General features: G+C 47.4%; 19 protein-coding genes and 1 pseudogene. 12 read left to right on the top strand and 8 right to left on the bottom strand.

Annotated elements, in window-relative coordinates; genetic code table 11:
* Positions 1–76: 76 nt before the first annotated feature.
* The 5 genes from ACUZ8J_RS01790 to ACUZ8J_RS01770 all read left to right on the top strand — a co-directional run bounded on the left by ACUZ8J_RS01790 (position 77) and on the right by ACUZ8J_RS01770 (position 5641).
* Entirely contained in the window at positions 77–2278 is a 2202-nt protein-coding gene (locus tag ACUZ8J_RS01790) for a molybdopterin-dependent oxidoreductase (protein ID WP_446692891.1), read from the top strand.
* 11 nt (positions 2279–2289) lie between these two features.
* Positions 2290–2817, top strand: a complete 528-nt coding sequence (locus tag ACUZ8J_RS01785) for a 4Fe-4S dicluster domain-containing protein (protein ID WP_446692890.1) — start codon at positions 2290–2292, stop codon at positions 2815–2817.
* 16 nt (positions 2818–2833) lie between these two features.
* Positions 2834–3466, top strand: a complete 633-nt coding sequence (locus ACUZ8J_RS01780; RefSeq protein ID WP_446692889.1) for a TorD/DmsD family molecular chaperone — start codon at positions 2834–2836, stop codon at positions 3464–3466.
* A 9-nt stretch (positions 3467–3475) separates the two neighbouring features.
* The gene (locus tag ACUZ8J_RS01775) at positions 3476–4441 is read left to right on the top strand and encodes a formate dehydrogenase subunit gamma (RefSeq protein WP_126512119.1); all 966 of its coding nucleotides are present in this window, start codon (positions 3476–3478) and stop codon (positions 4439–4441) included.
* A gap of 156 nt (positions 4442–4597) precedes the next feature.
* Positions 4598–5641, top strand: coding sequence for a porin (locus ACUZ8J_RS01770; protein ID WP_446692888.1), 1044 nt, complete (start codon positions 4598–4600; stop codon positions 5639–5641).
* A gap of 45 nt (positions 5642–5686) precedes the next feature.
* On the opposite strand, the gene ACUZ8J_RS01765 is transcribed toward ACUZ8J_RS01770, so the two are convergent.
* On the bottom strand, positions 5687–6445 hold the full coding sequence (locus ACUZ8J_RS01765) for a helix-turn-helix transcriptional regulator (protein WP_446692887.1): 759 nt from the start codon (positions 6443–6445) through the stop codon (positions 5687–5689).
* A gap of 17 nt (positions 6446–6462) precedes the next feature.
* Positions 6463–7011 (bottom strand): YbhB/YbcL family Raf kinase inhibitor-like protein, encoded by a 549-nt coding sequence (locus ACUZ8J_RS01760; protein ID WP_446692886.1) that lies wholly within the window; start codon positions 7009–7011, stop codon positions 6463–6465.
* A gap of 467 nt (positions 7012–7478) precedes the next feature.
* On the opposite strand from ACUZ8J_RS01760, the gene speFL reads away from it, so the two are divergent.
* From speFL to ACUZ8J_RS01740, 4 genes are all read left to right on the top strand, one after another.
* The gene (gene speFL, locus ACUZ8J_RS01755) at positions 7479–7595 is read left to right on the top strand and encodes a leader peptide SpeFL (protein ID WP_374897525.1); all 117 of its coding nucleotides are present in this window, start codon (positions 7479–7481) and stop codon (positions 7593–7595) included.
* A gap of 311 nt (positions 7596–7906) precedes the next feature.
* Positions 7907–10069 (top strand): ornithine decarboxylase SpeF, encoded by a 2163-nt coding sequence (speF, locus tag ACUZ8J_RS01750; protein WP_446692885.1) that lies wholly within the window; start codon positions 7907–7909, stop codon positions 10067–10069.
* Positions 10070–10154: 85 nt separating this feature from the next.
* Positions 10155–11474: a putrescine-ornithine antiporter gene (gene potE, locus ACUZ8J_RS01745; protein WP_446692884.1), complete on the top strand. Its 1320-nt coding sequence runs from the start codon at positions 10155–10157 to the stop codon at positions 11472–11474.
* Positions 11475–11598: 124 nt separating this feature from the next.
* Positions 11599–12753, top strand: coding sequence for a porin (locus ACUZ8J_RS01740; protein ID WP_039977503.1), 1155 nt, complete (start codon positions 11599–11601; stop codon positions 12751–12753).
* Positions 12754–12957: 204 nt separating this feature from the next.
* Here the strand turns inward: ACUZ8J_RS01740 and ACUZ8J_RS01735 are convergent, their stop codons facing one another.
* Together ACUZ8J_RS01735 and ACUZ8J_RS01730 are read right to left on the bottom strand one after the other, a co-directional pair.
* Positions 12958–15303 carry a YgiQ family radical SAM protein gene (locus ACUZ8J_RS01735; protein WP_446692883.1) on the bottom strand — a complete coding sequence of 782 codons (2346 nt, stop codon included), beginning with the start codon at positions 15301–15303 and terminating at the stop codon, positions 12958–12960.
* A 212-nt stretch (positions 15304–15515) separates the two neighbouring features.
* The gene (locus tag ACUZ8J_RS01730) at positions 15516–15914 is read right to left on the bottom strand and encodes an MAPEG family protein (RefSeq protein ID WP_249556405.1); all 399 of its coding nucleotides are present in this window, start codon (positions 15912–15914) and stop codon (positions 15516–15518) included.
* A 155-nt stretch (positions 15915–16069) separates the two neighbouring features.
* On the opposite strand from ACUZ8J_RS01730, the gene ACUZ8J_RS01725 reads away from it, so the two are divergent.
* The 3 genes and pseudogenes from ACUZ8J_RS01725 to ACUZ8J_RS01715 all read left to right on the top strand — a co-directional run bounded on the left by ACUZ8J_RS01725 (position 16070) and on the right by ACUZ8J_RS01715 (position 19741).
* Entirely contained in the window at positions 16070–17290 is a 1221-nt protein-coding gene (locus ACUZ8J_RS01725; protein ID WP_011624395.1) for a threonine/serine ThrE exporter family protein, read from the top strand.
* A 173-nt stretch (positions 17291–17463) separates the two neighbouring features.
* Positions 17464–19102 (top strand): annotated as a pseudogene (locus ACUZ8J_RS01720) (ShlB/FhaC/HecB family hemolysin secretion/activation protein).
* A 132-nt stretch (positions 19103–19234) separates the two neighbouring features.
* Positions 19235–19741, top strand: a complete 507-nt coding sequence (locus tag ACUZ8J_RS01715; protein WP_446692882.1) for a hypothetical protein — start codon at positions 19235–19237, stop codon at positions 19739–19741.
* Positions 19742–20213: 472 nt separating this feature from the next.
* Here the strand turns inward: ACUZ8J_RS01715 and ACUZ8J_RS01710 are convergent, their stop codons facing one another.
* The 4 genes from ACUZ8J_RS01710 to ACUZ8J_RS01695 form a co-directional block, all read right to left on the bottom strand.
* A complete protein-coding gene (locus ACUZ8J_RS01710; protein WP_011625997.1) occupies positions 20214–21254 on the bottom strand; it encodes an IS481-like element ISShes15 family transposase in 1041 nt (346 codons plus the stop codon).
* Positions 21255–21348: 94 nt separating this feature from the next.
* A complete protein-coding gene (locus ACUZ8J_RS01705) occupies positions 21349–22428 on the bottom strand; it encodes a hypothetical protein (RefSeq protein WP_446692881.1) in 1080 nt (359 codons plus the stop codon).
* A gap of 77 nt (positions 22429–22505) precedes the next feature.
* The gene (locus ACUZ8J_RS01700; protein WP_169548301.1) at positions 22506–23027 is read right to left on the bottom strand and encodes a helix-turn-helix domain-containing protein; all 522 of its coding nucleotides are present in this window, start codon (positions 23025–23027) and stop codon (positions 22506–22508) included.
* The gene (locus ACUZ8J_RS01695) at positions 23020–23199 is read right to left on the bottom strand and encodes a hypothetical protein (protein WP_041416821.1); all 180 of its coding nucleotides are present in this window, start codon (positions 23197–23199) and stop codon (positions 23020–23022) included. The genes ACUZ8J_RS01700 and ACUZ8J_RS01695 overlap by 8 nt, the downstream gene beginning before the upstream one ends.

The following is a 23199-nucleotide window of genomic DNA, read 5'->3' as shown; positions in this document are numbered from 1 at the left end:
GTTCCCCGGCGATATAAAAGGCACAAAGCCAATAATCAAAACGAACCTAAGGTTCAAATAATGGTGGGTGATGACGATGAAAATCGATAGACGCACGTTTTTACAGGGAGCTGCAGCAAGCGCTGTGCTGTCCTCTCTGTCAGGGTTAACCCCCGGCATAGCACATGCCAAACAACCAGGTGCCAATACAGGTCTATTGGCAAAACGCAATGGAGATGTTGTTTATCATAGTTGTTTACGCAACTGTGCAGCCCGATGTTTACTCAAGTTTAGAGTACAAGATGGTCGTATGACCTATGTCTCTGGAGCGGAAGAGCAAGCCAAGACTGGTTTGGCTCCCTGCCTAAAAGGCCAAAGCTACGTCCAGTATACCTATGCCGCAGACAGAATCCTGCATCCAATGGAGCGTGTTGGTAACAAAGGAGAAGGTAAATGGCGCCGTATTAGTTGGGATGAAGCCTACAGTAAGATATCTAGCCGTTTCAAACAGATCATTGCAGATCACGGTTCAGAGGCCATTCTTCCCTATAGCTATTCTGGTAATTATGGCGCCATTGGTATGTCCGCCTCCGGTGAGCGCTTCTGGAACCGTATCGGCTCCTCTATTCTTGAACGTAAAGTCTGTACCTATGCCGCTTATGATGGACTCGAATCCTTGTATGGCACCTTCCTAGGCCCAGATCCTGAGGATATCTTACTCAGCGATGTGTACCTAACTTGGGGACATGATGAAGTTGTTTCTAACACTATTGCTATCAAACTTATTAACCAAGCTCGCGACCGCGGCACCAAACTGTTAGCAGTAAATCCGCAGCGGACCCCCTTATGTTCACAAGCGGATATTTATCTGCAACCTCGCCCCAGTACAGATGTGCAACTCTGCGCGGGCATAATGAAATATCTTGTAGAGAAAGATCTTGTTAACCATCAGTTTATCGCAGAACAGACCATCGGCTACGACGCCCTATTGCAACGCTTAAATGAGATCAGTTACGACGAAATCGAGAAGATTACAGGGGTTCCCCGCGCCAAAATGTTCGAGTTTGCCAAGGTGCTAGGTGAAAACGAAAAAACCATGTTACGAATGGGCTATGGTTTCCAACGTAACTTTAATGGTGCCCGCATGTCACGCGCCGTAGCCATGTTGCTCGCCGTTACAGGAAACTTTGGTAAACGTGGTAACGGATTAATTTACGATAACGTTCATGCAGGTGGCGGACTCAATCAGTATCAAGCGAGCGGTAAATATATGCGCTCCAACCCTGATGCGCAGCGGATCAATATGACGGAGCTAGCCAAGGCGCTACATCCTACGCATCCCACCAGCCATGACAAACCGAGTAAACCCATCCACGGTATGATTATCTATAACGGTAATCCTGTCGTGGTTGCCCCAGATACCAATGCCGTTATCGAAGGGATGAAACGGGAAGATCTGTTTGTGGTCGGCCATGATATGGTCATGACTGACTCATTGCAGTACTGCGATATTATCCTGCCTGCGGCCAGCCAATTTGAAACCGATGATATCGTCGGCGACTACCACGGCTACTATGTGCAAGTTTGTCAGAAAGTCATTGAACCTTTGGGAGAATCTAAGTGCAACTGGACCTTCTTCCGTGAATTAGGTCAAGCCATGGGATTTGAAGACCCCGCCTTCAAAGCCAGTAACGATGACATCATTCGCGAGTTGCTAACAACAGATTCACCTTACTATAAGGGTGTCAGCTACGAGCGATTAATGAAGGAAAAATACATCAAGCTAGACATTCCCCAACCTGTACTCGCCGATGGTAAATACGATACGCCAAGTGGCAAGATTGAATTTAGTTCTCAGCTCATGGCCGATGCAGGTTTTCACCCTGTACTCGATTGGGGTTTGCCCGAAGATGAGATGGAAGCCAAAGAAAAAGCACTCCCCTTCCGCCTACTCTCATCAGGTGTTCCACAGCGGGTGAATAGCTCTTTCTACAATGTAAAATACATTCGCGCCATTCCTGCCTACTACGTAAAAATCAATCCTGAAGATGCAAAAACCTACGGCATCAAAAACAACGACAGAGTTCAACTCAGTAATCACCGCGGTGATGCCAAGTTTGTAGCCATGATTACGACGGGCGTCCCTCAAGGAACCTTGATGAGTCCTAAATGTAACTGGCTCAGACTTAATCCTAACGGCACAGAAGGTTGTACTAACTCATTGACAACAGACAGGTTGACCGATATGGGTGGTTGCTCTGCCTACCATTCAACCCGCGTGTCTTTGGCTAAAGCTTGATGGAGAACCCCATGGAAAATAAACATCAACTCGGATTCGTCTTCAGACAAGAAAACTGTGTCGGTTGCCAAGCCTGCACTATTGCCTGCCAAATCCACAATGAACTTCCCGAAGACGTACGCTTTCGTAAAGTCGACAGATACGAAGTACAACGCGATGACGGCGCAGTAGACGTATGGCTAAGCCACTCCTGTATGCACTGTGGCAATCCAGCCTGCTTAATAGCCTGCCCAGCCCAAGCTTATACCGTTCGCAGTGACGGACTCGTCGTGCTTAACCGCGATAAGTGTACCGGCTGTGGTCTGTGTGTCAGCGCCTGTCCTTACGATGCAGTCGTCATGCTGAAAACTGATGGTAAAGCCGCTAAATGCAATATGTGCATAGAACTAATTGATCAAGGTCTTAAGCCTGCGTGTGTTGATGGCTGCCCAGTTAAATGCCTGATACCGACCGCATTAACCAACTTCTCGCTCAAAAACCTTCAGTCTCGAAACAAGGGATTGGTTACGGTAACTGCGTCACTAAACCTAACATGGTAATTGTTAAGGAGCGGCTATGACATCAGCAGATTTTGGTCCAGTAGCGACAGGGTATCAGGCGTTCAAGGGGATGCTATTTACCCCATCAAACCCTGACACTCTGCAACTGCTGATCACTTGGTTAGAGCATAACCAGCAATATCCTATGCTGTTGCAAGAGGCGCGTAACTGGCTCACAGAACCAATGGAACTCGAATGTGACTACAACCGCATGTGTATCGGGCCGACACGGTTGTTAGTCCCCCCTTACGAGTCTGTATATCGCGATGGCGGAAGGCAACTTAACACCGACAACACCACCGCTGTGGCCTCGTTTTACCAAAAACTTGGCTTGGTAATAAATAACAAACTCAATGAACCTGCTGACTACATTGGCAATGAAATGGAGTTTCTGTTTTGTGCCGAAGCTTTGTGTCACCACCATAGCCACACAAACCCTGCGGTGGCCAATGAGTTGAATCAGATGGCGCAGCGTTTTTTACAACAACACCTCGGTACTTGGTTTGAAGATTTCACCAATGGAATGTCACACCATGCTCAGCTCAAATTTTGGGACTGCTATGCCAAGGCACTAGCCGACTTTTTGGCGAACAGATTAAATATTACAGGGGCCTATGCCTCATCTGAAAAGCCTCGACTCGATGCTTAAGGATATAATATGAACAGATTAATCACTGCTATCACTAGTCTTACTGCGGGTATCTACAGCTTACCGCTACTGGCGAGCGAAACGTTAATACCCCAACCTCAACAATGGCAACCCATACAGGAAATCGCCGTACAAGGGGACATTCCTGAACTTCGAGGTATGCCACTACAACCCGAGTTTCCTGCGCCTTTGGCGCCTGTTAATCAAGGCTATCTCGAAACACTTGCTCCAGCGACTTGGTGGGCAGATCTACTGACCTACAGTTTCTTTGGGATGTTTTTTGTCTTAGCCCTGTTTGTTTTAATTAACGGCAAGGCAAAACTGACTCAAGGCTTCTCTGGCCAAAAGGTCAACCGTTGGAGTGGGATGGATGTGCTATTCCACTGGATAGGAGCTATCGCCTGTCTACTATTGATCGGCACCGGGCTGGCAATGATCGCAGGCCGTTTTTGGTTAGAACCCAATATGGGCGCTGAACGTTGGATCGGTTTTATTGGAAGCTCTGTAGCCATTCATAACCTTATGGCCTTCCCCTTTATAATGGGTTGGTTAGTGATGGTGGTGAAATGGGCTAACAAACAGCTCCCCGAAGCCTGCGACTTAGGTTGGTTTAAGGCGCTCGGCGGCTACCTCAACTTCGGCTCATTCAAAGGTAAACACCCTGATGCAGGCTTTGCTAACGCGGGCGAAAAACTTTGGTTCTGGTGTTTTGCCCTGTTTGGCGCCCTGATGATTGGCTCGGGTTTAGTCTTGATGTTCCCAAGCTTGGTCGCAACTAAAGATGGCGCCAATCTCGCCCTGATCCTGCATCTCGTGAGCGCTTTCGTGCTAGGGGCATTCACAGTCGTACATATCTATATGGCCACAGTGATCTCTGAAGGTGGTATGGAATGCATGCTCACAGGACAATGCGATGAGAACTGGGCTAAACAACACCACAATCTCTGGTTCCAGAAGTTACCTAAAAGCAAGTAAAAGCTGACTGCTTGGGGTCCCTGCAACTCCAAGTTAGTCACTAACGCCAGTATCCCCCCATTCGGGGGGAGTCACCCACACCCATGTCCGCGATCTTTAAGGTCAGGGCTAGTTGCAGCTTAAAAACCCGTTACACCCTAAAATAAGGGGAAAATTATGAATAAAACCTCGCTACTGTTACTCGGTCTCACACTGCCTTTTGGCACTATGTCCGCAGAAAATAGTGATTGGGAACAACTCGATCGCCGCCTACAACACTTAGAACAACAAACAACTCAACTGCAAAATACCGAACTTAGCCTCTACGGCTCAGTGAGACCCACGCTGGTCTACAGCGATAGTAGTTTGACCGACGACTGGGATGTCGGAGATGCACTCTCACGTATAGGAATTAAGGGTAAAACTGAATTCGCCCCCGGCTGGGCACTGCTGGCACAGGGTGAATGGAAAATAAACCTGAACGGTGATGGTAGCTTTGGTGATGCACGCTTAGCTTTTGCGGGCGTAAGCTCTCCTTGGGGACAATTCACTCTCGGCCGTCAACGCCCCGTACAATATAGCCTAGTCGCCGAATATACCGACATCTTCAATAATGCCAACTCGCCTTTCGCCTACAATCAGGAGAGTCCTTTTTTTACGGATAATCTCGCGCTTTATCAAGCCAAAATCGGCTATTTTACCCTTATGGGATCAGCGCAATTTAAGAGCGAAGAGGCCAACAGTGGTGCCGATATGCTGAACGCTGGAGTGGGCTTCGATTGGCAGCAGTTGCACCTGGGGCTAAGTTACCTAGAACAGGATACTTTCGAGTCCAATCTTAATACTGGCAAAGAAAATACTATTGGCTTTGCAATGGCTTATAGCTTTACCAATGGTGTCTATCTTGCATTTGCCTATCAATATAAGGACTACCAACTCAATCAAGGCGAAGACAGAGAGGGCTATAGCCTCGATAGTGCACTGGCCCTGCCACTCGGTCAGGACTATAAGCTTAAGCTGGGTTACTTCCGATTCGACGATGGGTTAAACGACCATAGCAGCCTTAATTATCAAGGTATTAACACCACAATAGAGTGGAATCCCACCCACAATGTGCGCCTGCATGCAGAGTACTTATATCAAGACAATGACAACCGAGATACAGATAACAGCATCGCTATCGGGGTTCGCTACGACTTCGATTTAAACTGGAAAGGTTAACCAAACCCAGCCAAGGATGGCACTCCTCTCCACTGCTCAGATTATTCATAAAGTACGGCGATACGCGGCGGGTGTCAGGCCAAAAGCCTGCTTAAAGCGCACCGAGAATTTTTCTGCCGACAAATACCCGCAGGCCAAGGCAATTTGCAGCACGGAATCCGTAGAGTTTTGTAGCAGCGTTAAGCCCTGACACAAACGCACTTCGGCGAGCAATTGCCTAAAGCTGGTGTCTTCCTGTGCCAATTTACGTCTTAAACTGGCACTGCTCATATGCAACTTGTCGGCGATGTCCTCTTGCTGCCATGGGGCTGAAGGATGTTGTCCCAGTATGCCCAGCACCGCTTGGCTCACGTTTGCAGGTTTATGACTGTAAAGCCAATTGACGCTCGCTTGCTGCGGCAGACTCAGCAGCAAAGCGGCTAAATAATGCATCTGCACCGATGTGGGTAGAGCTAGGGTCAGGCTGTGCAGTAACGCATTCCAGGCAAAATCGACCGAGCGTGAAATCGTTTGCGTGGGCTTTGGTATCATCCTATCGGTTGCCGCCAGCGTAACGCCTGAGGGTAACTCATAGGGTAAGAGGAGTTGCACCGCTCGATAGCGCCCGCTCATCGGTCGATTAACGAAGCTGATATGGCTTCCGGCGGGTAACAATAATAGCTGCTCAGCATTCACGGCCAGGGCATCATCTTGCCAGAGCAGCGACTTCTCGCCTTGGATAACGCGGATAATCGAGGGCTGATGTACTGGCACCCGCGAAAGTGACTGCGCCAGTTTAGAGTCGTATTCAAACATGCGGATCATGCATCAGCCCTGCACGATTAACGCTGATACACAGCGGTCAGCTTAGCACTACCTAAGGCCTGCGAATTGAGCATAAAGCCTAATAGCGCGGGAGATGCCTCTTTAGGTAACTCTAATGGCGAAGGTAGCGCCCACACAGTAAATATATATCTGTGCATGCCATGCCCCTGCGGCGGACAAGCGCCACCAAAGTCGGTGGTGCCAAAGTCATTCTTCAGCGCAATCGCTCCTTTAGGTAAGGCATTGGCTTTAGAGCCCGCACCTTGGGCTAACTGTTGTTGCTCGCCGCCAATATTGTAGACGGCCCAATGCCACCAACCACTGCCTGTTGGCGCATCTGGATCATAAGCCGTCACCGCATAGGCTTTTGTGCCCTTGGGCGCATCACGCCAAGTGAGCTCGGGAGAAAGATTCTCGCCATTACAGCCGAATCCATTAAAAACAAATTGATTCGATAATTGCTGACCTTCGCCAATATCTTTACTCGATAAGGTCATGGCCTGCGCCGAGCTGAATGCCGCTGTTAATAACCCAAGTCCGACTATCCACTTATGTAAATGCATCATCATTATCTCCTTTAGATTAGGGCTAATTTACGCCAGTCTTAAGTGGCAAACCTGCCTCAAAACGCCAAGTTTCTTCCCTAAATGCTCAAAATTGAGAAAAAGTGTCGGCTTTTTGTCATCTTTAAGCACTGAAGTGATTTTGTAAAGACTTTATCTGCATTTTTATTCAAATATAGCGTACCTTATAAATCACCAAGCAAATTAATACTGTGGTTTGCGAGCAATTAGATATTTATCATTTATTAATTTATGCATTTTTTAATTTTCATTATTAATTTGACAATATTTACTTTCGTTATTTAGATAATGATACTTAAGGATGATTGACTGTATTAAATTTGGTAAAAATATTGAAATAAATAATTACAGCTAATTAAAAATACGACACTGATCATATTTTTATTGATAACACACAGATAAACTCCATACCGTAATAAAACGTATCAATCATTTTCTCTAATCTCATAATGGAGTTGTATATGAAGAGGAAATCAAAAATTATGGCTCACATCCGGCGCACCAGACATATCATGATGCCAAGCCAACGTGACTATTTCGACCATTCATACATCTTCCTTCGCTAATCTTCGCGTAGGTAGTAGGCCAACTAACAGGTCTAAAGTGGTATTGCCCTTGTAAGCACATACACTTATCGTACTGTTTTTATAGGTTTATTATCTCGCATCCAAATCAAAGCATTCTTTAGTCAGTGCAGCCAAGCTGCGGCCAAATAATTCTCTCGGAATAAATCTATCTATTTTATTCTAGGACGATTTATAGCCTCATCATATCTGCACACGGAATAGCCATATCTAATTTAATGCCATTAATATTTTTTAATTAGGTATAGGCCAAGTTGTATCCAAAACTTTTTAAAGTAAAAGGGAAATTAACGATGAAATCATTAAAAGTTGCCGCCAGCTTATCTGTTAGATCATGTTTTGAAATAGACAGAGAAGTCGTCAATGTATTAACCACAGATTTTTGCGATGTGGGTGCGGCTGTAGTCTCTGTTGATGATGTTAGAAATGGTATTGTTGAGAAAATTAAAAATACCGGATTGAAACTGCCTATTTTCGTATCAGTTTGTTGTGAAGAAACCTTCCCAGATGATATTTGCTCTTCTATTACCGGGGTATTTGAGCTCTGCGGTAGCAATACCGATTTCTATGGCAAACAGGTCGAAACCGCCGTCCAAAAATATGAGCAAGCCCTATTACCGCCGTTCTTTGGCACACTGAAAAAATACGTGGAAATGGGCAACTCCACCTTCGCCTGCCCAGGCCATCAGGGCGGTCAATTCTTCCGTAAACATCCTGTGGGTCGCCAATTTTTCGATTTCTTTGGCGAAACCATTTTCCGCTCCGATATGTGTAATGCGGACGTTAAACTCGGCGATCTGTTAATCCATGAAGGCGCGCCACTGGATGCACAAAAATACGCGGCTAAGGTCTTTAACGCCGATAAAACCTACTTTGTGCTTAACGGAACTTCTTCTTCAAATAAAGTAGCGACCAACGCACTGCTGGCGAAGGGTGACTTGGTATTATTCGACCGTAACAACCATAAATCCAACCACCATGGCGCGTTAATTCAAGCTGGTGCGACACCGATTTATTTAGAAACCGCCCGTAACCCCTTCGGCTTTATTGGCGGTATTGACGCCCACTGTTTCCAAGAGTCTTATTTAAGGGAGCAGATCCGCGCGGTTGCGCCTGAGCGTGCCGATGAACAACGTCCATTCCGTTTAGCCATTATCCAGCTGGGTACCTACGATGGCACTATCTACAACGCTCGCCAAGTAGTTGATCGTATTGGACATCTATGTGATTACATCCTGTTTGACTCAGCTTGGGTTGGCTATGAGCAATTTATTCCTATGATGAATGACTGCTCACCTCTGCTGCTCGAACTGACGCCTGAAGATCCCGGTATTATCGTGACTCAGTCAGTGCACAAACAGCAGGCTGGCTTCTCACAAACCTCGCAAATTCACAAAAAAGACTCACATATCAAAGGCCAAGCCAGATACTGCAACCATAAACGCTTCAACAACGCCTTTATGATGCACGCCTCTACCAGCCCCTTCTATCCGCTGTTTGCCGCATTGGATGTGAACGCTAAAATGCACGAAGGCGCCAGCGGCCGTTATCTGTGGCGTGAGGCGGTTAAAGCCGGTATTGAAGCTCGCAAGTTACTGCTCAAAAAATGTAAATATATCAAGCCATTTATCCCAAGCATGATCGAGGGACGCCCATGGCAGGATTATCCAACCGAACAAATGGCCGATGATTTACGTTTCTTCGAGTTTGAACCCGGACAAAAATGGCACTCCTTCGACGGTTACGAAAAAGGCCAATATTTTGTAGACCCTTGTAAGTTCCTATTAACCACGCCTGGTATCGATGCCGAAACCGGTAAATATACTGAGTTTGGTATTCCAGCAACTATTCTGGCTAACTTCTTACGTGAAAATAATATTATTCCAGAGAAGTGCGACTTAAATTCGATTTTATTCCTGATGACGCCTGCGGAAGATATGGCAAAGATGCAACACTTAGTGTCGCAAATATCTCGCTTTGAGAAATTAGTCGATGAAGATGCGCCATTATCGGAAGTATTGCCTAACGTCTATAACGCCAATAAAGCCCGTTATAAAGACTATACCATTCGTCAACTCTGCCAAGAAATGCACAACCTTTATGTCAGCCATGACGTAAAACAACTGCAAAAAGAAATGTTCCGTCAGGCGCATTTCCCAACCAAGGTGATGGACCCGCAGGAGGCCAATCTTGAATTTATTCGTGGCAATGTCGAATTAGTGCCACTGTCGCAAATCGAAGGTCGAATTGCCGCAGAAGGCGCCCTGCCATATCCACCAGGGGTGTTATGTATGGTGCCAGGTGAAATATGGGGTGGCGCAGTACAACGTTATTTCTTAGCCCTTGAAGAAGGCATCAACTTATTACCCGGATTCTCCCCTGAATTACAAGGTGTTTACCTCGAAAGCACCCCTGAAGGAAAAATCCAAGCCCTAGGTTATGTATTAAATAAATAATTGAAATCAGACTGCAGAGTTAATTAACCCCGCTCTGCAGTCAATTTCAACCTTCTATAATGAATTATATTATTAGGTCATTATTATGAGTAAATCAGCAAATAAAATTGGCGTTATCCAATTAACGATTATTACCATAGTCAATATGATGGGCTCAGGTATTATTATGTTGCCCACCCAATTAGCGCAAGTCGGTACTATCTCTGTGCTTTCTTGGCTTGTTACCGCTGCTGGCTCAACCGCGCTGGCCTTTGCATTTGCTAAGTGCGGTATGTTCAGTAAAAAATCCGGTGGTATGGGCGGTTACGCCGAATATGCCTTTGGCCGCAGCGGTAACTTTATGGCGAACTACACCTATGCGGTTTCGCTACTTATCGCCAACGTCGCCATCGCTATCTCCGCCGTGGGTTATGCCGCGGTGCTGCTCGAAGTAAACTTAAGCCCAATGGCTATATGTCTTGCCACCATTGGCGTGCTTTGGTTAGCAACAGTGGCTAACTTTGGTGGCGCCCGCATTACGGGTCGCGTGAGTAGTGTGACCGTGTGGGGGATTATTCTGCCTGTAATTGGTGTGTCATTAATCGGTTGGTTCTGGTTCGACATCGACCTCTACAAAGGCGCTTGGAACCCACATGATATGCCTTTCTTCAAAGCCTTAGGCGGTTCAATCGCGATGACTTTATGGGCATTCCTTGGCTTAGAATCGGCTTGCGCTAACTCAGAGGCTGTTGATAATCCAGAGAAAAACGTACCTATCGCCGTAATGGGCGGAACCTTAGGTGCAGCACTTATCTATATTGTTTCAACCAACGTGATTGCCGGTATTGTACCCAACGCCGAGCTTGCCAGCTCAAACGCCCCATTCGGTTTAGCCTTTGCGCAAATGTTTAGCCCTGTGGTCGGTAAAATCGTCATGGCCTGCGCCATTATCTCCTGTACCGGCTCACTGCTGGGTTGGCAGTTTACTATCGCGCAAGTGTTTAAAGCCTCTGCCGATGAAGGTTTCTTCCCTAAAGTGTTCGCTAAAGTCAGCAAAGCCGATGCACCAATTTGGGGGATGACCATCATCGTTTCGATTCAAACCCTGCTGTCTCTGATGACCATCAGTCCATCACTGAGCAAACAGTTTGAAGCCCTAGTGAACCTCGCCGTGGTGACTAACATTGTGCCTTACATCCTGTCGATGGCAGCCCTAGGCGTGATGCAAAAACAACTCAAAGTACCAGCGAACAAGGCCCGTGTCGCCAACGTGATTGCGGTTATCGGCGCCCTGTATAGCTTCTACGCCCTCTATAGCTCTGGTGAAACCGCCGTGATGTTAGGCGCTATCGCGACCTTCTTCGGTTGGACCATCTACGGGGTGATTTCTAATAAAACACCAACAGCTGAGATCAAAGCGGCGTGAGCACGTCTCCCCAGCGATTCTCACCCATTACTAGATAAGAAACATAAAACCAATCCGTCTTCAGGGACCTTAAGCCACAGTGCCTAAGGTCCCCAGACAAAACTTGCCTAATTTCGGTGGAACTATGAAAAAAACATGCATCGCGTTAATGCTACCTATGCTGTTGGCCGCCACCAGCAGCCAAGCGGTTGAACTCTATAACGATCAAAAAAACTCATTAGATTTAAGTGGTTGGTTAGGCTTCGCGGCACTTAACGACAGCCACGATACCTCAGTAATTGATGACTCCTCCCGTGTACGATTTAGCTTTGAACGCAGCGAGAGAAACGGCTGGACCGCCTTTGCCACCACGGAATGGGGCATCAACATGGTGTCCAGCGATGACAGTTTAGTGATGCAAGGTGGCAAACTGGCCGCCGAAAAAACCGAAGACTTCCTCTACAACCGTTTAGGTTATGTCGGTATGTCACACGATGAATGGGGTAGCCTCAGCTTTGGTAAGCAATGGGGCGCTTACTATGATGTCGCAGGCACCACGGATTTACCGAACGTCTTCGCCGGATATAGCGTCGGCGCCTACGCCTTTAGCGATGGCGGGTTAACCGGAACAGGCCGCGCCGACTCCGCGTTTATCTATCGTAATAGCTTTGGCCCAGTGCAAATTGCCCTACAATACGCCGCCAAAACCAACGGTAATGTCACCTTAAAAAACGATGACGGCAGCGAAATGGCTAACTCTGAACTCGATTTCGACAGCAGTTACGGTGCCAGCCTGACCTACTCACTCACCGACAAATTTAAACTGCTCGCTGGCTTTAACCGTGGCGACTTTGAAGGCCACCTAGGTAATACGCAAGTCGATGAAACCAACGAAATCGTCGGTATCGGCGCCATGTATGGTGACTATTACCACTATGCCGATAACCGCGAAGCCAGTGGTCTCTACGTCGGCTTTAACGCCCATCAGAGTAAGAACAATGAGCTGGTCGGCGGCGACCTCTACGATGCCACTGGTGCCGAGTTGATGACGGCCTACCAATTCGATAATGGCTTTGTGCCCATGATTGTCCTCAGCTATTTGGACTTAGATACAGATGCGAGCACGCCCATCCAAGGCAAATGGACCCGCCAATTCGCCATGCTTGGCCTGCACTACCGTTACAGTAATGACACTGTGATGTTTGCCGAAATGAAGTTAGATTTCAGCGACATGGATGATCCAGCACTCGAAGCGCAGGAAGATAATGGCTTTGCGGTAGGGATTAACTACTTCTTTTAGGAATGGAAAGTCTTCATCAGGCTCTCCCGTACATTGAGGGATAGTGGCTCACGTTCCTCATATCCGTGGGCCCATTTGAGACTGAGGTGCGGCGCACGTTCCGTCTACAAACGCTCGCTACACACTCACTGGATGGTACCGCTGGTTTACCATCATCTCTGCGCCACTCCAAATCGGTTTACTGGAGTGGCTTTTTTTTCGCCGTTACTTAGCGTGCTGACGGCCTGAAGAGGCCTTATTTCCGCGGCCTTGGTGCCCAGCTTTACCCTGCTCAGATTTTCCCTTAAAGCCAGACTGACCAAAAGGTGCCTTAGCCCCCGGACGGCTGCTCTTAGGCTGCTGATTTTGCGCTGCATTCGCACCAGACTTGGGTCCTTTAGGCTTGCTTGCGCTCGGTTTGCCCTTGGCATCGCCTTTGCCTTTACGCTCATCAAACTGATTACCCGAGAAGCGTGTCAGGGCTTTTTGCCCTTGGTTAGCATCCTTCATCCATTTCGGGCCTCGTTCGTTGCGCCCCTCTGGTGGAACGAGGTGATTCGGACTATTACCAATCAAATCTTCACGTCCCATGGCAATCAAGCCTTCGCGGATGATAGGCCAACCCGCTGGATCATGGTAACGCAGCAGCGCCTTATGCAGGCGGCGTTGGCGGCCCTTCTTCGGCACGGGCACCACCTCACTGGTGTGCTTGACGTTTTTCAGCGAGTTCAACTCAGTGTGATAAATGGTCGTCGCGTTTGCCATTGGCGATGGATAGAAGTTTTGCACTTGGTCGAGCTTAAACTTACGCTCCTTCAACCAAAGCGCGAGGTTGAGCATATCCTCGTCGGTCGTGCCCGGATGCGCCGAAATAAAATAAGGGATCAGGAACTGTTCTTTACCCGCTTCCTTAGAATACTTGTCGAACAGCTCTTTAAACTTATCGTAGGCGCCCATGCCGGGTTTCATCATCTTGCTGAGCGGTCCTTCTTCGGTATGCTCAGGGGCAATTTTCAAATAGCCGCCCACATGGTGCTGGACCAACTCTTTGACATAGGCCGGATCTTCAATCGCTAAGTCGTAACGCACGCCCGAAGCAATCAAGATTTTCTTAATGCCGGGCACGGCACGAGCGGCGCGGTACAAGTCGATAGTATGTTTATGATCTGTGCCTAAATGGCCGCAAATCGATGGATACACACAAGATAAACGGCGACAGGTTTTCTCCGCTTTTTCGCTGGTACAGCCGAGGCGATACATGTTGGCGGTGGGGCCGCCTAAGTCGGAAATCACCCCAGTAAAACCGGGAACCTTATCCTGAATATCTTTGATTTCTTTAATAATCGATTCTTGCGAACGGCTCTGGATAATCCGGCCTTCGTGCTCGGTAATCGAGCAGAATGAACAGCCACCAAAGCAACCGCGCATGATGTTGATCGAGGTTTTGATCATGTCATAGGCGGGGATTTTGTCCTTACCGTAGGCAGGATGCGGCACCCGTTGATAGGGTAAATCGAACACGGCATCCATCTCGTCGGTATTGAGCGGCCAAGCCGGTGGGTTCACCCACACACCACGGTCACCATGGGGCTGGAACAGCGCTCGCGCACAACCCGGGTTTTGCTCTTGGTGCAAAATCCGCGAGGCATGGGCGTATAAGTATTTGTCCTCAGAGACCTTTTCAAAGGCAGGCAGCAGCACATAGGTTTTATCCCAAGGCTTAGGGCGTGGCGGCTGCACACTGATGGGTTTTGGCGCATCGTTATCGAAAATTTTAACATCCGATGGGCCAGATAAATTGGCACAGCCCACATCGTCGGCGCCATAGGGGTTCGGGATCGGATCGATCTTATGCAGTTGATCTATCTTGCGAGAATCCATCCCACGCCACTCGGGCATAGGCTCTTTACGGATAACGGCAGTGCCGCGCACATCCTGAATATCCCCAATGGCTTCACCCGCCGCTAAACGACGCGCCACTTCGGCCAGCGGACGCTCGGCGTTGCCGTACATCAAGATGTCGGCCTTGGCATCGAAAATCACGCTGCGACGGACTTTGTCCGACCAATAATCGTAGTGCGCGATACGGCGCAGGCTCGCCTCGATGCCGCCAATGATCACTGGCACATCTTTAAAGGCTTCTTTACAACGTTGGGTATAAACGGTCACGGCACGGTCTGGGCGCTTACCGCCCACATCGCCAGGAGTATAAGCATCATCGCTGCGGATACGACGGTCGGCGGTGTAACGGTTGATCATCGAATCCATGTTGCCGGCGGTGACACCAAAAAACAGATTCGGGCGGCCAAGCTGCATAAAAGCATCTTTGCTCGACCAATCGGGCTGAGAAATAATCCCGACACGGTAGCCTTGGGCTTCTAACATCCGGCCAATGACCGCCATGCCAAAGCTTGGGTGGTCCACATAGGCATCACCAGTGACAATAATAATGTCACAGCTGTCCCAGCCTAATTTCTCCATCTCCTTGCGAGACATAGGTAAGAAAGGCGCGGTGCCGAAGGACTCGGCCCAATACTCGGGATGGCTAAACAGTGTGGATTCAACTTGCATCGATTTTGACCCAAAAGCGTAATGTCAAACAAAGGTGCAGGCAAAAACAGTCCGCACCGATTTAGGGACGCGGAGTATAGCAGGCAAACAGGGATAAGTGCGATTAAAAAAACAGCAGCCGAGGTGTTTTTCGGGGTATTTGCACCAATGTGCTCAATACCCCTAAAGTGGCTATGGATATGGCTTAGACGGCCATTACCCTATCTCAGCCATTACAGACTTTGGGCAAAATGCACTAAGTTGACTAAGGCTAGGCTGATAGTCACTAACCAAGTGAGCAACACGCCCCAAAAACGGCCGAAATGATAACCGCCTTTACCCTGAGTTAACCCTATCGCATGGAGCAAGCGCGCCACAATCCACAGGGTACCAAAACAATGCAAATAGAAATGCGCTAAGCCACCCGCCTCGGCCACCAGCATTAAAATCAATACGATGGGCGCATTCTCAATCAGATTCGCATGTACCCTGCCCGCCAGCGTCAAGGCATTGTTGCCGCCATCACCGATACCGATTTTTTGGCTTCGTCTTAATTTCACCACTCGATAAGCCAGCGCGATTATCAACAACCCAGTCAAGCTGGCGTAAAACCCTGTTACCATCAACGGCATAGCGATTCCCTTTTGATTAACATCACCGCGGTGTAGACCGCAAAAATTCAGCAATTTATTTGTATTAAGCTTAAAAGCCATTAACCTTTTAGCGACAAGATAGGTTAATATGCGCGCGTGATCTCTTACAACTTTTTATACAGTGAATAGCCCGATTGGATAACGAACAGTTTCTCGAAAAGCGTAAATTTATCATTAAGCTAGGCAAGGCTTTACATAAGTTTGGCACACCCGCTTACCGTCTTGAAACCCATTTGCAAACCGTCTCACGGACGCTCGGAATCGAAGGTTATTTTTTAATCTCGCCGACCTCGATGACCTTCGTATTACAACACGATACCGATCAAGAATATAACCATGTTGCGCGGGTTAAGCCCGGCGAATTGGATTTAGGCTCCCTCGCCCGCACCGATGAACTGGTAGATGAGCTCACCTCGGGTAAACGCACACTCACCGAAGCCTTAGACAGGCTAGAGGAAATTGCCAACAAACCCAACCCCTACGGCCCAGCATTAACCTGTTTTTCCTTTGGTACCTCGGCGGCCGCCTTTGCCATGTTGATGGGCACGGGTTGGAACGATGTCTTTTGGTCAGGCTTGTTAGGTTTGCTAGTCTATGGCTTTGTGTACCGCGCCGAGCGCTCGACGCGCATGGCAGAAGTGTTAGAGCCCTTCGCGACGATTGTTTGCGCCATTGCCGCCTGCGCCATTGCCCGCATTGACCCCAATATTAATATTCCCGTGGTGATCCTCTCCTCCATCATCATCTTTATTCCCGGCTTAGCCTTAACCTTAGGGTTGGCAGAACTGGCGGCACGCGACCTGATCTCGGGCACAGCGCGGATTATGGACGCTAGTATGTTGTTGTTTAAGCTGTACTTTGGCGCAGTGCTGGGGATGGCAATTGGTAAAGCCTTCTTCGGTGAAGCCATTCATATCGAACCAGAGGGCTTACCGCGCTGGGCGATTTGGTCAGCGGTGCCTATTCTGTCGATGGCACTGGTGTTTATCTTTAAGGCACGGATGCAAGATTCACCTTGGGGCGTTCTGGCGGGGATAGTGGCATTCTTCTCCGCCATGTTAGGCGGACACTTTTTTGGGGATTCGGTGGGGATATTCTTCGGTGCCTTGGCGGTAGGAGTGTATTCCAATCTCTATGCCCGCTGGATGAAGGCGCCCGCCTCGATTGCACTGCTGCAAGGTATTGTGATCTTAGTGCCTGGCAGTAAAACCTACATAGGGCTGAACGCGCTGATCTCCGGCGAAACCATGCTCAACCAATCCCATATTGGGTCGCAGATCTTTTTGATCTTTATGTCGCTTATCGCCGGACTGATTTTTGCCAACGTCGTGGTACCACCAAGACGTACGCTGTAACATCTCCCCTCAGGGCTGGCGCTAACTCCAGCCCGATTCTTAAAGCAACCTTAAGTAAAATCATAATCTTATTAAAATGTTTCCTTGACTAATGGCCACTTCCCGTGTGTTATTAAATTGTGAAGCGCAGCAGAACCTTAAGCTGTCGCCATCCAGTTTACGGGAGTGGTTTTATGCAGAAGTTTACCCTGTATGCATCGATTCTACCTTGTTGCCTCTGTGGTCTAGTCAACCTAGCTAGAGCGGATGAGGCTTTGCCTAAAACGCCCCCCGAGGAAGCCCCTAAAAAGGTCAGCAAGATTGTCGTGGTGAGCAACCCGATTTTCGATGAGTCCGATCCCGACGCATTTTTTATCCACCGTTGGGCAAACTATCTGCATATCAACACCAAGGAATATGTGGTTCGAGATAGGCTGACCTTTGGTGAAAACGAGACTGTTACCCAAAAAGACCTCGATGAGTCACAACGTTTACTGCGCGCCGAACCCTATATCCGCGATGCTAAAGTCTATGTCAGCGAGAAGGATCCTGAGTCCGACGTCCACCCAGATGATGAGTCTGTTGTCATTGAGACCTGGGATAACTGGTCACTGCTCCCCACTGCCAGCTTTAGTAGCTCGGGTGGTGATACCCGTTACTCCTTTGGCGTGAAAGAAGACAACCTCTTCGGTACAGGCATACGCACCCGTTTAAAATATCAATCGGATGAATCCCGTACTGGCTATAAGTTTGCCTTCGAAGCGCCCATTAGCATTATCGACCACGGTATTGTCGCCGCCGAGTTTTACGATAATAGCGACGGCCAAGCTAAGCATGTGTATATCAGCAAGCCCTTCTATTCATTGAATACTGAGACCATGTACTCGGCGGAGTTTTTGGATGATAGCCGCACCGATATCTTGCGCCAGAACGGCCACGAGGTGAACGAGTTTGAACACACTGTCGACTATCTCAATCTGCAATATGGCTGGTTAATCAATAAGAATAACGAACACTTATCGCGTTTTATCACCGGTTTTACCCAAGATAAGCACGAGTTTGCCAATTCAGAGGTGTACCCCACTTCCGAGTTACCGCAGGACAGGGACTTTATGTATCCTTGGGTCGCCTATGAGTTTATTCAGGACGACTTTCAGGTACTCAATAATGTGCACCTTATTCGTAATAACGAGGACTTTAACTTAGGTTGGCACCACTATATTCAATTGGGTATCGAAACCAATGACATAGGCGACAATAACCCAGTGGGCTACCACTTCAAATGGCAAACTACCCGCGGTTATAAGTTTGATGAGCATTTATGGTTACTCGAAATGGGCGCCACCAGCACCTTAGGCACCACCCAAAAAGATACCTATCAAGCCAATCTTCAGGCTGAATACTTCTATCAAATCAATCCTAAATGGATAGCTTATGGCAAAGCTTGGGAGTGTGTCGAATAACACGTACCTCGATCTCACCGAAGGGCTCGGCGATGAAACTGGGGTTCGCGGTTATCCCAACGAATATCAACAGGGCGATAACCAATGGTTACTCACCGCCGAAATCCGTAATTATCCCAATATCAACCTATACCAATTGGCCGAACTCGGCTGGGCGGTATTTGCCGATGTCGGCCAAGCATCGGGCGGTCCGTTAGCGGCCAATAACGAGGTCAGTGGCCCGCTTGCCAGTGTCGGTATTGGCGCGCGGATTTATTCCTCTCGCTCCAGTTACGGCAACGTCGCCCATATTGACCTATCAGTGCCCTACACAGGGGGCGATTCGGTCAACAGTTGGGAATGGCGTTTTCTGGTGAAGCGCAGCTTCTAATCCATGGTTTAGCGCGCCTAGGATATGCGCCTCGTTTTATCGCTGAGCACGCAGTTTTAGCAGTAAACGCTTGTCAGCCATCGACAAAGCGCATAGCGTAACTTAAGCGTTTAACGGGAATAAGGGACTAAAATGAAAAACTTCGCCGCTGGGCTGAACAACTTTTGGGTGGGATTATTCACGGGGATCATGCTGCCGCTGATTATCGTCGCGGGATTGTTATACGCCACCGTCGATAAATTCACCGGACTCATAGAAGACGCTGCCATCGCGCCTTTAATTAGTCGCAGTGAACAGACCTTCGACAGAGTCGATAATCTGCTCCTCACCTTAGACAATAAAGTCGACAACGCAAATTTAAAGGACGTAGCACTTTTAGCCCCGTTAAAGAACGCGCAGTTGTTCCCAGAACTACAGGCCCTCGCCAGTGGAGTCACCAACCTCAAACAGACAGTCACAGATATCGATAAGCAAGCCGTATTAGCAAACCTGCAGGAAAAACTGCAAGCCTCACTGGCGACCAAATTCCCCGAGGATAAAGCGAAAGAACTCGCTCAGAATCTTATCAATATTGCGCAAGTGCTTGCGAGCGAACAAAAACACTCATCGGCAGCTGTAGAACAAACACCGAATAATTAAGCCCATAGCGGCAGATAGACAGGGAAGAGTCCCCTTTTATTGCTATCAAACCCGCTAACCACTCAGCAAATAAAACTACTCTGCAAATAAAAAGCCCGTTTACCTAATTTAGATAAACGGGCTTTTTACTGAATTTGATGAGTTGGCCGATAAGCCGACTCCTCGCAGCGGAATCTGTTCAGTAATGGTAAGGGTTAAAGGCGCTTTACAATCTTTTGTGTCTCAGTTTGAGACACAAAATGTAGCACACTAAAACCAGACTACCGGATAGTCAGAATTTTGCAAACGAGTATTTAGCTGGTGTGCTTTTGGGGTGAATTTTCAAAAAATACCCCAAAAACAATGAAACGGGTGGATTTAGGGAAACGCGTTTTTTCTAGGACTTTGAGGTTTTAGAAGCTGGTGGGGTCTTATATGTACTAGCTCAGACCTGATCTGACAGTTACCCATTTTTTAGGGTGCTACTGTCAGCTTAGATTTGAGCTAAATTCTTTTCAGCCCAAAACCGTTTCCCATCTATTAATGTGGCCAGTGGTGTTCTGCCGCAGCACATTTTACCTTGATGGGTTCGTTCATTGTTGTAATAAGCCAGCCATTCGTCCAGATCTTTTTGTAGTTCCTCCATGTTAGCGTACAGTTTTTTTCGGAAAGTAACCTGATAAAACTCATTCAAAATAGTTTTATGGAACCGTTCGCAGATCCCATTCGTTTGCGGGTGTCGCGCCTTCGTCTTAGTGTGTTCTATATCGTTAATTGCTAAATACAGCTGATAGTCGTGCTGTTCCACTTTGCCACAGTATTCGGTTCCTCTGTCAGTTAAAATGCGCAACATGGGCAGCGCCTGTGTTTCAAAGAACGGTAATACTCTGTCGTTGAGTAAATCGGCCGAGGTGATTGGGGTTTTCGTGGTATACAGTTTCGCGAAAGCAACTTTGCTGTAAGTATCGACAAAGGTTTGCTGATAAATCCTGCCTACGCCCTTAAGACTACCAACGTAAAAGGTATCTTGTGAGCCGAGATAACCTGGATGATGCGTTTCAATTTCACCACATGCTTCATCGTCTTGCTGCTTACGCTCAAGGGCGGCAACTTGTTCATCCGAAAGGATTATCCCTTCTAGCTCGACTTTGGCTTCGAGGGCTTTTAATCGCTTTTTGAAGTTCTCTAAGCCATGCCGTAACCAAATGGAGCGCACGCCACTGGCGGAGACAAATATCCCTTGTTTTCGAAGCTCGTTACTAGAGCGAGACTGCCCATGGGCAGGAAATGCGATAGCATGTGTTAAGACGGCATTTTCAGTTACATCATCAACACGATTCTTGAGGTTAGGTGTTCTTCTGGACTGATTAATCAACGACTCAACACCGCCGTTTTCAACCAGCTCTTGATAGCGATAGAAAGTATCACGGGAAAGCCCCATGACTTTACAAGCTCTAGACACGTTTCCCAATTCTTCAGCGAGATTGAGTAAACCAGCTTTGTGTTTAATGATGGGATTGTTAGTATGAAGCATGAGAGTTACCTTTTTGCTTTGATTAAGTTTCGACACCTTTATCAAAACGGGTAACTCTCATCTTTTCAAGATGATGTGTCAGATCTAGTCTGAACTAATACATCTTATATTTCTTTCTGAACTCTCTAGATAGCTTTACTAGCTCTCTCTTTTTATCGCTAATCATAGTTCCGAAGTTAATGAAATTAAGTCGTTGGTTATCGTTCTCATCGGTAAGTTGCTTTGACAAATAATCTGCAATGCCGACGTCTATAGGCAATCTTCTATGGATATAATTGGAGCCTTCAGGACGCCACGTATTCATCCAATATTCAGAATTGTGCTCCTCGATTGGAGGAATCACATTCCCACTCTGTTCTTCCTCTAAAGCGGTTAAATCTGTATACCGAAACTTTGTTATGTAGCTATCTTGAATCTTAATAGCACTGTCATAATGGTTAGCATCCTTCTTGAGAAGCTCTCTCAGCGCAGGAAATCGATTTGAGGCAGACTCCTCGCTGATTGTGATGATATGCGCGTGTGAGAGCTTTTTAGAGGCCTTCCCGTGTTCTAAAACAATTATGGTTGGCAGTCCCCACCCTCTTTCTCTCAACTTCTTACCGTAAGCATGAGCTGAAAGATTCTTAGCCTTGGCTTTGTGAGAAAAGTATACCGTGGCTAAAACTAAGCGACCTGTAACGATTCGCTTAATAATGAGGTCTTTCATCGCCAAGAATGCGTTTTCTAGTTCTCTAGAGAAAAATCTAATCTCGCCACTATTGGTAAGACATAGCTTTGTTTCTCGTGCTCTTTTTTTCTCTTTTCTATCGATGCTAACTAGGGGCTTGTAGTGATAGCTGTTGAGATGTGATCCCTTACCTTTGACTTCTGCTTTCGGAGTTTCTAACTCTTCAGCCTCATCCTGTATTAAGCAATCATCTAATTGTTGTTCTTCTAGCTCTGTTGTCTCTTGCTCTCTATCTAGTAAGTTATAGTAATGGATATTACTACCTACTGGACTATCGTCCATTCCAGCTGCTTTTGCATACTCTATAGCCCGCAACACAGCTGGGATACGGGTATTTTCCGAAGTTAAATTTTCGAAATCCAAAATCGTATTTTCATTACCATTTTTCTCAGGCAAAAATTGCACACTTTCTAGGCTAGAGTGATTGGTTTCGAAGTTAGATTTCATAGCGGTTTGCTCTTATAAACTCAGTGATGTTCTAATAAAAAAATTGCCTCTCAAGAGAGGCATCAGATAAGGCGACATTAGGAAGCTTCTACGGTAGTGAATTTCCCTTTTACATCGAGAATTTCAACCTCTAGCATTTCTCTTACTATCAACTCCGGTAGATCTTCGTTGACCTCAGGTTCTTCACCTAACTTAAAGCTTGCTCTTAGGGTGTCGTTTGAAAGCTTTAAGCTGGTGGCTATTGCAGACAGGGAACGCGCAATAAGTACCGCCTCTTTGGTGTCCCTTGGTGAGTCCGGTAGCTCATCCAAAAGCACATGTAATTTACTGCGTAGCTTTGACGACAAAGCTAGATCATCCATAAGCAGGGCAGATGCCTTATCTCTTATGAAATCACTAGCTAGGGAGTCTTTCAGGGCATTTTGATATTTGAGGATAACTTGCTTCTTAATTTCACCGGATTTGATACCTGCTCGCTTCTGAATGCCTCTGACGGTGTGATACGAAAGGCCGAACTGGCTTGATACAGCGGCAAGTGAATAACCTGCCGCAATCATCGCTAAAACTTCGCCTTCGATATGGGGCGGAGTCTTAGCCAATAACTTCTCCTTCTTCGTTCAGGTTTGCCCGTAATCTGAGAGTGTTTAAGCCTTCAGCTATCAGATACGCAACCAAATCTCGATACTCCATATCGGAGTGCTCAGCAAGCCCAATGATGATTTCATTCAGCTCTTTACGTATACGAATAGGGTGGCTTGTGTTGATGCTCAT

The organism is Shewanella sp. Koi 1 (assembly GCF_052907445.1).
This window is presented reverse-complemented; position numbering and strand designations above follow the sequence as displayed.